Raw genomic sequence first — 10,795 nt, 5'->3', positions numbered from 1 at the left:
TACCGGGGCTCCGCTTCTCACGTCCGGCGTCTTTCCAGATCAGACCCCACTTGCGGCCACGACCCCACCCGTAACTTCATGGCCTTGGGCTTTAGCCGACCGGCCAAACGCCCACCCGTACCTTTGGCCCGTCCTCTCACCGCCGCTCGCTGTTCCCTCCGCATCATCAGGGGCCTGAACAGCCCCAGTGGTGGAGGGAGCAAGCGCGGTGGAGACGGTACGGACACGGCCGGTTACCGGCCGACACGGTGGTTTCGGAAGGCGGTTGACCCGTCGGCAGCCTGTGGGCGCGCTCGTCGCCGAGGCCGGCGGCAGCCCGCTGCGGCGGACCATGGGCGTTGGGCAGCTCACGCTGCTCAGCGTGGGCGCCACCCTCGGTACGGGCATCTTCGTCGTACTCGGTCAGGCCGTGCCCCAGGCCGGCCCGGCGATCGTCATCTCCTTTGTGCTCGCCGGGGTGACCGCTCTCTTCTCCGCGCTGTCGTACGCCGAACTGGCCGGCATGATCCCCGGCTCCGGCTCCTCGTACAGCTACGCGTACGCGACGATGGGCGAGCTGGTCGCCTGGGTGTGCGGCTGGTGTCTGATCCTGGAGTACGGGGTGTCGGTCGCGGCGGTCGCCGTCGGCTGGGGGCAGTACGTCAACGAGCTGCTCCAGCTCACCATCGGCGTCACTCTGCCCGATTCGCTCAGCGCCCCGCCCGGCGCCGGCGGCACCCTCAACATCCCGGCCGCACTCATCGTGATCCTCGCCATGGTGGTGCTGTTGCGCGGCGCCAAGGAGAGCGCGGTCGCCAACACCGTCATGGTCGCCGTGAAGATCGCCGCGCTGGTGATGTTCTGCGCGGTCGCCTTCACCGCCTTCCGTGCCGGCAACTTCCAGCCGCTCTTCCCGCTCGGCACCGCCGGCATGAGTGCGGGCGCGGCCTCGCTGTTCTTCTCCTACATCGGGTTCGACGCGGCCTCGACCGCCGGTGAGGAGGCGCGCGACCCGCAACGCGACCTGCCCCGCGCGATCATCCTCTCGCTCGTGCTGGTCACCGCCCTGTACGTGCTCGTCGCCGTGGCCGCGCTCGGCGCCATGCCGTGGCGGCAGTTCGCGGGGACGGAGGCCACGCTCAGCGAGGTGCTCGTGCGGTCGGTCGGCGGCGGCAACCTGTGGCCGGTCCTCCTGTCCGTCGGCGCGGTCGTCGCCACCACCAGCGTGGTGCTCACCGTTCAGTACGGCCAGATCCGCATCCTGTTCGCCATGTCCCGGGACGGCCTCGTACCGCCGCTGTTCTCCAAGGTGCACTCCGCCTCGGGCGTGCCCCGGGCCAACACCGTGATCGTCTCGGTGTTCATCGCCGTGCTCGCCGCCCTGGTCCCGCTGGGCAGCCTGGCCGACGCCACCAGCATCGGCACGCTCTTCGCCTTCATGCTGGTCAACCTGGCCGTCGTCCTGCTGCGCCACCGCAATCCCGACGCGGCCCGCTCCTTCCGGGTGCCCTTCTCCCCGGTGACGCCGGTCCTCGGCATGGGCTTCTGCGTCTACATGCTGTTCAGCCTCGGCACGGACACCTGGATCGCGTTCGCCACCTGGATGGCGGCCGGGCTGGTGATCTACCGGCTGTACGGCATCAAGCACTCGAAGCTCAACCAGGCGCCCGAGACCCAGGGAGCGGCATGACCTCCCCCGACCTCACCGCCGACGTCGTCACCCTCACCCGTGCCCTGGTCGACATCCCTTCCGAGAGCGGCGACGAGGCGCGGATCGCGGACACCGTCGAGGCGGCTCTCGGGACCCTTGCGCACCTCACCGTCGAGCGCCTCGGCAACTCCGTCGTCGCCCGCACCGGCCTCGGCCACCCCGAACGGGTCGTGGTCGCCGGCCACCTGGACACCGTTCCCGCCGCCGGGAACCTGCCGTCGACGACGGACGGCGACCGCCTGTACGGTCTCGGCGCCTGCGACATGAAGGGCGGCATCGCCGTCGCCCTGCGGCTCGCCGCCACCGTCACCGCACCGGCGGTCGACGTCACGTACGTCTTCTACGAGTGCGAGGAGGTGGAGGGCGACCGCAACGGCCTGCACCGCATCGCCACCGAGCGGCCCGACCTGCTGAAGGCGAGCATCGCGATCCTGATGGAGCCGTCGGACGCCGGGGTCGAGGCAGGCTGCCAGGGGGTGCTGACCGCCGACATCACGGTACGCGGCGAGCGGGCGCACACGGCTCGGTCGTGGAAGGGGGTCAACGCCGCGCACCGGGCGGCCCCCGTGCTGCAGCGGCTGGCCGACCACACCGCCGACCGCGTCGTCATCGACGGGCTGGAGTACCGGGAGGGCCTGAACGCGGTCGCGGTACGGGCCGGGGTCGCCGGCAACGTCGTACCGGACGAGTGTGTCATCACCGTCGACTTCCGCTTCGCGCCGAGCCGTTCGGCCGAAGAGGCGCAGGCGTTCATCCGGAACCTGTTCCCGGAGTACGACGTCGACATCACCGAGGTCGTCCCGGGCGCCCTGCCCGGTCTCGGCCAGGAGGCGGTCACCTCGCTCGTCCGCGCGCTCGGCGTCACACCCCGCCCCAAACTCGGCTGGACGGATGTCGCCCGCTTCGCCGGGCTCGGCACGCCGGCGCTCAACTACGGGCCCGGGGATCCGACGCTGGCGCACTCGGCGGGGGAGTACGTGCCCCTGGCGCAGCTGCGGGAGTGCGAGAGCCGGCTGCGGGACTGGCTCACCGCGCCGAGGCACGCGCCGAGGTCCGCCCCGACTCCGTGAGCGTCCTCAACAGCAGCCACAGCACCAGCCGTTCGTCGGGATCGTCCAGGGCGATCCCGATGTGCTGCTGGGCCTGCCTGAGGCGGTAGCGGCAGGTGTTCGGGTGCACCGCGAGCAGCTTCGCCGCGCCCGCCATGTCGCAGCCGGCCTCGAACCAGGCGAGCAGGGTGCGGGCGTACTCGGTGCCGTGCTCCGCGTCGTGTGCGAGGACCTCCTGCCACGCGCCCGCGCTCAACTCGTGCCGCTCGCGGAGCACTTCGGACAAGCGTAGCAGGGTGAGGCGGGGCCGCACCTCGGCCGCCGACGCCACCGGGAGGTCCGGCCCGATCACCCGCAGGACGAGGTCCGCGTCGTCCCGGGAGGCCGGCACCTCGTCGAGCGAGGCGACGACCTCGCCGAGACCGGCCCGCACCGGCACCCGCAGCGCCTGACCGGCCCGCCGCACGATGTCCTCCGCCAGGCGCAGATGGCGCTGCTCATGAGTGCGCTTCCGGAGCGCCGCAGCCTGCGGCTCACGGCCTCCGCCGCGCTCGGCGCCGGCCGGAAGCAGCGCGTACACGACCCCGTCGACGAGCACGCACGCGTGGCGCCCGTAGCGCGCCTCGCACTGGAGGCGTACGAGGTCCAGCAGCCGCAGTGCGGTCTGCTCGCCGTCCGGCGCGGAGACCGGGGAGTCCACCACGAACGCCGCCACCCGTACGGCCTCCAGGCCCAGCCGGTGCGCCGCGGCGGCCGGGTCGGCGGTGCCCTCCAGCAGGCGGCGCAGCAGATCGCCGTCCTGGTGCCGGGCCAGCTCCTGCGCGGCGCGCGCCCGCAGCAGGAGCAGCGCCGCCGTGGACGCGCCCCGCACCAGCGCCGCCTCGGCGTCGGGCGCGAGCCGGCCGTCGTCCACCACCCAGAGCGAACCGAGGGTCTCCCCACCCGCGCGGACGGCGACGGCGAGCCGGGGCAGCGCGCCCGCCAGCGCCGGGAGCCGCACCGGGCCGGGGGCCGCGAAGACAGTCCGGTACTGCTCGGTGTTCGCAGGGCTCCCCGGCACCTGGAGCCCGAGGATGCCCTGGCGGCGGTCCTCGTCCGTGGCCTGTCCCGGAACCGTCGAGTAGGCGAGGATCCGCTGCCGTGGGTCCTCGATCGCGGTGGCCCCGCCGACGGCCGCCGCCACCGCGTCGGCCAGCGCGAACAGTTCCCCGCGCGCGTCGCCCCCGCCTCCGGCCGCCGGACGTGCCGCGATCGCCGACGCCAGCAGCAGGTGCACCTGGTGCCAGGCGGCGTCCTCGTCCACGGACAGCAGCGCGAGGCCCGCGGACTCCGCCTCGCCGACGGGTCCGTCCGCGCCCCGTACGACCAGCCCCGTCATCCCGGCGTCCGCGGCCGCTCGTGCCAGCGGCCCGGCGGCCGGGGCCCGCACGCCCACCGCGAGCAGCAGCGCGCCCGGCGCGCGGGGAAGCGGAGCGTGGGCGTCGTACAGCAGCGCCTCGGTGACCGGCGCGGTCAGTCCGGCGGGCGCGGTGTGCAGCCGGACGGAGGGCTCGCCGACGACGTCCAGCAGGTCGCCGAGGGTACAGGCGTCCATGGGGTCCTTCGCTTCTGTGTTCGGGCATCCGGTTGGGCATCCGGCTTGGGCATCCGGTTGGGCATCCGGCTTGCGGATCCGGTTCCGGCTTGGGATCCGGCTTTGGGGACTCGGTTTCGGCCGGTCCCGTTTGGAGGATCTCCTCAGGAACCTAGGCATGCTTTGGCCTCCCGCACAACGTGGGGAGGGCCACGCCCTCGGGAAACTCGACCCATGACAGCAGAGACGGACCAGCCGGCCGCCCGCGAGCAGGCCGCGCGGCTCGCCGAAGCCGCCGGCCGTGCCGCCGGCGTGCACGTGCGCACCGTGCACGACGTGGTCGGCCTAGCCGCCGTGACCGACTTCTTCAGCGACGTGTGGCAGACCCCCAAGAGCGCCCCGCCGTACCCGGCCGAGGTGCTGCACAGCCTGGTCCACGCGGGCGGCGCCGTGCACGGCGCGTACACGGTCGACGGCGACCGGCTCGCGGGGGCCTGCGTGGCCGTCTTCGGGCCACCGGCGACCGCGGAGGCGTACTCCCTGGTGGCGGCGGCCGACCGGGGCGTCGGGTACGCCGTCAAGCAGGTGCAGCGGGCCTGGCTGCTGGAGCGCGGCGCCCGCACCCTGCGCTGGACCTTCGACCCGCTGGTCGGCCGCAACGCCCGCTTCAACCTGGTCAAGCTGGGCGCGACGGGCACCGAGTACCTGGTCGACTTCTACGGCCGGATGGCCGACGGCGTGAACGAGGGCGACGAGAGCGACCGGCTCACGGTCACCTGGGATCTCACAGCGCCCCGGCAGTGGCGCGAGACCGGCGACCGCGGTGCCGCACCCGTCACCCACCAGGCCCCCGACGGGACCCCGCTCGCCCGCCGCTCCCGCGACGACCGGCAGCTGTGGTGCCGCGTACCGGACGACATCGTCACCCTGCGCGCCGCCGACCCCGCCCTCGCCCTGCGCTGGCGGCACGCCGTCAGAGACGTCCTCACCTCGGCCTTCGCCGAGGGGTTCACGGCCACGGGCATGTCCCGGGACGGCTGGTACACGCTCAGCCGAACGCTCACCCGCGAGGAGGAATCCCCGGCATGAAGCTCGAACGCGTCGAGATCGTCCATGTGGCGATCCCGCTCGTGACCCCCTTCCGCACCTCCTTCGGGACCATGACCACGAAGGACACCTTCCTGCTGCACGTGGTCACGGACGCCGCCGAGGGCTGGTCGGAGTTCGCGGCCGACCCCGAGCCGCGGTACTGCTCCGAGTTCGTCGCCGGGGCCGAGATCGTGCTGCGGGACTTCCTGCTGCCGTGCGCCGCCGCCCTGCCGCGGCTGACGACGGCCGCGCTCGCCCCGGCCATGGCCCGCTTCAAGGGGCACGAGCTGGCCAAGGCGGCACTGGAGACCGCGGTCCTGGACGCCGAGCTGCGGGCGCACGGCATGGCGCTCGCGACCTACCTGGGGGCGGTACGGGACCGGGTGCCGGCCGGGGTGTCGGTCGGCATCAAGGACTCCGTGCCCGAGCTGCTGGACGATGTCGAGCGCTACCTGGCCGAGGGCTACGTCCGCATCAAGCTGAAGATCGAGCCGGGGTGGGACCTGGAGCCCGTACGGGCGGTGCGCGAGCGGTTCGGGGACGCGCTGCCGCTCCAGGTCGACGCGAACACGGCATACACGCTCGCCGACGCGGAGCACCTGCGGCGGCTGGACGAGTTCGGGCTGCTGCTGATCGAGGAGCCGCTGGACGAGAACAACCTGCACGCCCACGCCCGGCTCCAGCGGCGCCTGGCGACCCCCGTCTGCCTGGACGAGTCCCTGCACAACGCCCGGGACGCCGCCTCCGCGATCGCCATGGACGCCTGCCGCGTGGTGAACGTCAAGCCCGCACGGGTCGGCGGCTACCTGGAGGCCCGGCGCGTGCACGACGTGGCGCACGCGCACGGGGTGCCGGTGTGGTGCGGCGGCATGTTGGAGACGGGCATCGGCCGCGCACCGAACCTCGCCCTGGCGGCGCTGCCCGGCTTCACGCTCCCGGGCGACACCTCGGCGTCGGCCCGCTACTTCGCGGAGGACATCACCGAGCCGTTCGTCCTCGAGGACGGCCACCTGCCGGTCCCGTCGGCCCCCGGGATCGGCGTGGAACCGCTGCCGGACGCGCTACGGCGCTTCACCACGGGGAGGGCTGACCTCTACACCGCCTGAGCGGGGCCTTGCGGGGGTCCCGGCCGGGGCCCGATCCGGCAGCGGTCCGGCCGGAACCCGGCCGGGCCCTGGCCGCCGACCGCCACCTGGCCAGAAGTGGCCGTCGCGTTAGATTGATCCCGTGCTCTCTCGTCTCTCCCGCCCCAAGGCCGTCACCGTCTGCGCCCTGCCCGTCGTGGCCCTGCTCGCCACGGCGGTCTTCGCGCCGCTGCCGTTCGCCGTGGCGCAGCCCGGTATGACGGCGAACGTCCTCGGCGAGAACAAGGGCACCGCCGTGATCACGATCAGCGGGGCGCCCACCCGGAGGACGACGGGCCAGCTGCGGATGACGACGATCGAGGCGACGGGCCCCGACGCCCAGGTCTCACTCGGTGACGTGGTGGACGGCTGGTTCCGCACCGACCGCGCGGTGCTGCCGCGTGACGCGGTCTACCCGAGCGGCAGCACCGTCAAGCAGATCGAGCAGCACAACACCGAGCAGATGAAGCAGTCCCAGGACGCGGCCACCCGGGCGGCCCTGTCGTATCTGCACCTCAGCGACAAGAACGTCAAGGTCACGCTGAAGCTCGCGGACGTCGGCGGCCCCAGCGCGGGGCTGCTGTTCACCCTCGGGATCATCGACAAGCTGGGCGGCGACGGCGCGGGCGGCGACCTCACGGGCGGCCGTACGATCGCCGGTACGGGCACGATCGACTCCTCCGGCCAGGTCGGCCCGGTGGGCGGTGTGGCTCTCAAGACCCAGGCCGCCAAGCGCGACGGTGCGACGGTCTTCCTGGTCCCGAGGGCGGAGTGCGCCGACGCGAAGGCGGAACTGCCCAAGGGGCTGCGCCTGGTCCCGGTGACCACCCTGAGGAGCGCCATCGACGCCCTCATGTCCCTGGAGAAGGGCAGGAGTTCGGTCCCGAGTTGCTAGCCGACGGAACCTCGGCCCGAGGGCTCTGCTGGAGCGATCTCTTCCGCTATCTTGTTACCGCGCCGTAGTTAAGGGCTCAACAAGGCCTGCCGGCGCGGTTTTTCCTGTCTTCGGCTCCCGTTTCGAGCGGAGTTCCACGTGACCCAGTGCTGTGTCATGCCTATGACCGGAATGCTCGGAAGTGCCCTCGTCCGCGTGAGCGGCGGAGAACGCTCCGGCCCTCCGTCCGTGCATCCGCTCACCGAAAGCCCCCTCACTTCGTGACCGTCTCCCTGTACGAGATCCAGCCGGCCGGCCGGCACGCCGCAGTGCCCACGGGCAGTTTGTTCCGGCGGGTCTACGCACCGCGCGCCTGCGACGCGCTCGCCTACTCCATGGCCACCTACGCCATGCCGCTCGTCGTGCTGGCAACCACCGGCTCCGCGTCCCTGACCGGCCTGGCCTTCGCGCTGGAGTGGATCCCCCGGGTCGCCGCCTTCGGCTTCGCCGGTGATCTGGTGGACCGCTGCGGCGCGGCGATCGTGTGCTTCCTCGCCTCGCTCACCCGCGCCCTGCTGGTGGCGGGCGCCGCTGTCGTGCTGGTGATGCTGCCGCGGGGAACGGCCGAGACCGCCACCGTCATGGCACTGGCCGCCGTGACCGGTGCCCTCACCCAGTTCAGCTTCATCGCCAACGAGGCGGTGGGCGCCATCGCCGGCCGCCGTATCGAGGGACGGTCCCACAAGGTGCAGCCGGTGCTGATCGGCATCGACCAGACGGCCACCCTCGTCGGTCCGGCCCTCGGCGGCGTCCTGCTCCTGACCGGGCCGACCCGCATGCTCGCGTGTCTGAGCGTGCTGTCCTTCCTGTCCGCCGGCCTCGCCCTGCAGACCCCGCCCACACCCCTGCGTGCGGCGCGCCAGGGCGGACCGGGACGCCGCGGAGGCATGCGGGAAGGATGGCGGACGCTGCGTTCCCTGCCCTCCCTGCGACGGCTCGTGGCCGGCCTCGCCTGCTCGAACCTGGCGCTCGGCCTGCTGCAGTCGGCCGGCCCCGTCCTCGTGGAGGGCCACTTCGGCCGGTCCCCGGCCGCCGTCGGCACGCTCTGGTCGGTCGCCGCCGCCGCCACGCTGGTCGCGGTCACCTGCTGCCGGTTCGCCCTCGACCGGCTGGGCCTGTGGGGGGTCGGCGTGATCAGTGCAACCGTGGCGTCCGCCGCCTGCCTCGCCGTGCCGCAGGCCCCCTCCTACCTCGGCTACACGGCCCTCGTGGCCCTCTTCATGGCCGCCGACGGAGGACTCACCGTGGTCCTGCGCACCCTGCGCTCGCTGATCATCCCGCCCGCGGCCTTCGGCACGACACTCTCCCTGACCATCCTGCTCCTGCTGCTGCCCTTCCCCGTGGCGGGCATCCTGCTGGCCGTCACCCCGCCGCCGTACCTGACCGACGTCATCGGGGGGTGCGCCGTACTGCAGGCCGTGACCCTGCTCGTCACCTTCGTACGGCTGCGCAACGACCCGGTGCTCCGCGCCACGGCGGATCCGGCCGGGAGCGGCGCCTGAACGCGCCGCTCATCAGCCCTCCCGGTCCTGCGCCGCCTGCTCCACCAACGGGATGATCCGCAGCGGTACCGCGTTCTCCATCACGATCGCGGTGGAGGCGCGGACGATGCCCTCGAAGCCGACCACCCGGTCGATCACCCGTTGCAGGTCCGCGTTCGAGCGGGCCACCAGGCGGCACAGCATGTCACCGCTGCCCGTCGTCGTGTGCAGTTCCAGGACCTCCGGGACCGTCGCCAGATGGGCCCGCACGTCCGCGCCCTGGCCCTGGCGGATCTGCAAGGTCGCGAACGCCGTGACCGGGTAACCGAGCGCCGCGGGGTCCACCTCCGGGCCGAAGCCGCGGATCACTCCGTTGGCCTGCAGCCGGTCCAGGCGCGCCTGGACCGTGCCGCGCGCCACACCGAGCCGCCGGGACATCTCCAGCACCCCGATGCGCGGCTCCCGGGCCAGCAGCACGATGAGCCGGGCGTCCAGATGATCGATCGCCATGCCATGCTCCCCGATGGTCATCCTGTACAGAACGCCCGGCGATGCGGGCTATTCACTGAGCAGATTGCCCAGCCGGAAAGCAAACTATTGCGCACCTTGCGAAGCCGGGCGACGCTGCCGCTATGACGCAGACCACACACCACGCCCCTGACACCGCGCGCGAGGCCGACCCCTTCCCGGTGAAGGGAATGGACGCGGTCGTCTTCGCCGTCGGCAACGCCAAGCAGGCCGCGCACTACTACTCCACCGCCTTCGGCATGCGGCTCGTGGCGTACTCCGGACCGGAGAACGGCAGCCGCGAGACCGCCAGTTACGTCCTGGAGAACGGCTCCGCCCGTTTCGTCCTCACCTCCGTCATCAAGCCCACCACCACCTGGGGCCACTTCCTCGCCCAGCACGTGGCCGAGCACGGCGACGGCGTGATCGACCTCGCCATCGAGGTCCCCGACGCCCGCGCCGCCTACGCGTACGCCCTCGAACACGGCGCCCGCTCCCTGGCCGAGCCGTACGAACTGAAGGACGAGCACGGCACCGTCGTCCTCGCCGCGATCGCCACCTACGGCGAGACCCGCCACACCCTGGTCGAGCGCTCCGGCTACGACGGCCCCTACCTGCCCGGCTACGTCGCCGCCGACCCGATCGTCGAGCCGCCCGCCCACCGCACCTTCCAGGCCATCGACCACTGCGTCGGCAACGTGGAACTCGGCCGCATGAACGAATGGGTCGAGTTCTACAACAAGGTCATGGGCTTCACGAACATGAAGGAGTTCGTGGGCGACGACATCGCCACCGAGTACAGCGCCCTGATGTCCAAGGTCGTCGCCGACGGCACGCTCAAGGTCAAGTTCCCGATCAACGAGCCCGCCATCGCCAAGAAGAAGTCCCAGATCGACGAGTACCTGGAGTTCTACGGCGGCCCCGGCGTCCAGCACATCGCGCTCAACACCAACGACATCGTGCGGACGGTGCGCACCATGCGGGCGGCCGGCGTCGAGTTCCTCGACACCCCGGACTCGTACTACGACACCCTCGGCGAGTGGGTCGGCGACACCCGCGTGCCCATCGAGACCCTGCGCGAGCTGAAGATCCTCGCCGACCGCGACGAGGACGGCTATCTGCTGCAGATCTTCACCAAGCCGGTCCAGGACCGCCCGACGGTCTTCTTCGAGATCATCGAGCGCCACGGCTCGATGGGCTTCGGCAAGGGCAACTTCAAGGCCCTGTTCGAGGCGATCGAGCGGGAGCAGGCCAAGCGCGGCAACCTGTAGGCCCTCCTGCGCGCCGCCCCTGGAGGAGCGCCGGCCGCCGACGCTCCTCCAGGGACGCTGTGGACTTCCCACCGCCG

9 protein-coding genes are annotated in these 10,795 nt (G+C 72.3%); 7 read left to right on the top strand and 2 right to left on the bottom strand.

The window, feature by feature from the left end; translation table 11 throughout:
• The first annotated feature begins 208 nt into the window (after positions 1-208).
• Positions 209-1,669: an amino acid permease gene (locus ACFYZJ_RS15520; RefSeq protein ID WP_388567599.1), complete on the top strand. Its 1,461-nt coding sequence runs from the start codon at positions 209-211 to the stop codon at positions 1,667-1,669.
• The gene (gene dapE / locus ACFYZJ_RS15515) at positions 1,666-2,760 is read left to right on the top strand and encodes a succinyl-diaminopimelate desuccinylase (RefSeq protein ID WP_388567597.1); all 1,095 of its coding nucleotides are present in this window, start codon (positions 1,666-1,668) and stop codon (positions 2,758-2,760) included. Before ACFYZJ_RS15520 ends, dapE begins: the two co-directional genes overlap by 4 nt.
• Here dapE and ACFYZJ_RS15510 read toward each other — a convergent pair.
• The gene (locus tag ACFYZJ_RS15510) at positions 2,717-4,333 is read right to left on the bottom strand and encodes a PucR family transcriptional regulator (protein WP_388567594.1); all 1,617 of its coding nucleotides are present in this window, start codon (positions 4,331-4,333) and stop codon (positions 2,717-2,719) included. The two genes, dapE and ACFYZJ_RS15510, sit on opposite strands and share 44 nt — an antisense overlap.
• A 213-nt stretch (positions 4,334-4,546) precedes the next feature.
• Here ACFYZJ_RS15510 and ACFYZJ_RS15505 point away from each other — a divergent pair, with 213 nt between their 5' ends.
• The 4 genes from ACFYZJ_RS15505 to ACFYZJ_RS15490 all read left to right on the top strand — a co-directional run bounded on the left by ACFYZJ_RS15505 (position 4,547) and on the right by ACFYZJ_RS15490 (position 8,961).
• Positions 4,547-5,401 carry a chorismate synthase gene (locus ACFYZJ_RS15505; protein ID WP_388567591.1) on the top strand — a complete coding sequence of 285 codons (855 nt, stop codon included), beginning with the start codon at positions 4,547-4,549 and terminating at the stop codon, positions 5,399-5,401.
• The gene (gene menC / locus ACFYZJ_RS15500) at positions 5,398-6,507 is read left to right on the top strand and encodes an o-succinylbenzoate synthase (RefSeq protein WP_388567588.1); all 1,110 of its coding nucleotides are present in this window, start codon (positions 5,398-5,400) and stop codon (positions 6,505-6,507) included. Before ACFYZJ_RS15505 ends, menC begins: the two co-directional genes overlap by 4 nt.
• Before the next feature lie 121 nt (positions 6,508-6,628).
• Complete coding sequence (locus ACFYZJ_RS15495) at positions 6,629-7,420, top strand: S16 family serine protease (protein WP_388567585.1); 792 nt, start codon at positions 6,629-6,631, stop codon at positions 7,418-7,420.
• Between the two features lie 260 nt (positions 7,421-7,680).
• Complete coding sequence (locus ACFYZJ_RS15490) at positions 7,681-8,961, top strand: MFS transporter (protein ID WP_388567583.1); 1,281 nt, start codon at positions 7,681-7,683, stop codon at positions 8,959-8,961.
• A gap of 12 nt (positions 8,962-8,973) precedes the next feature.
• Here the strand turns inward: ACFYZJ_RS15490 and ACFYZJ_RS15485 are convergent, their stop codons facing one another.
• A complete protein-coding gene (locus tag ACFYZJ_RS15485; protein WP_388567580.1) occupies positions 8,974-9,450 on the bottom strand; it encodes an Lrp/AsnC family transcriptional regulator in 477 nt (158 codons plus the stop codon).
• A 122-nt stretch (positions 9,451-9,572) separates the two neighbouring features.
• Here ACFYZJ_RS15485 and hppD point away from each other — a divergent pair, with 122 nt between their 5' ends.
• Positions 9,573-10,718, top strand: coding sequence for a 4-hydroxyphenylpyruvate dioxygenase (gene hppD / locus ACFYZJ_RS15480; protein ID WP_388567578.1), 1,146 nt, complete (start codon positions 9,573-9,575; stop codon positions 10,716-10,718).
• Positions 10,719-10,795: the final 77 nt, after the last annotated feature.

The organism is Streptomyces sp. NPDC001848 (genome assembly GCF_042891915.1).
In the GTDB taxonomy this organism is placed as follows: domain Bacteria; phylum Actinomycetota; class Actinomycetes; order Streptomycetales; family Streptomycetaceae; genus Streptomyces.
This window is presented reverse-complemented; position numbering and strand designations above follow the sequence as displayed.

Coding starts and splice junctions, on each gene's coding strand:
- dapE (WP_388567597.1), top strand. CDS start 1,666: ATGACCTCCCCCGACCTCACCGCCGACGTCGTCACCCTCACCCGTGCC.
- ACFYZJ_RS15510 (WP_388567594.1), bottom strand. CDS start 4,333: ATGGACGCCTGTACCCTCGGCGACCTGCTGGACGTCGTCGGCGAGCCC.
- ACFYZJ_RS15505 (WP_388567591.1), top strand. CDS start 4,547: ATGACAGCAGAGACGGACCAGCCGGCCGCCCGCGAGCAGGCCGCGCGG.
- menC (WP_388567588.1), top strand. CDS start 5,398: ATGAAGCTCGAACGCGTCGAGATCGTCCATGTGGCGATCCCGCTCGTG.
- ACFYZJ_RS15485 (WP_388567580.1), bottom strand. CDS start 9,450: ATGGCGATCGATCATCTGGACGCCCGGCTCATCGTGCTGCTGGCCCGG.
- hppD (WP_388567578.1), top strand. CDS start 9,573: ATGACGCAGACCACACACCACGCCCCTGACACCGCGCGCGAGGCCGAC.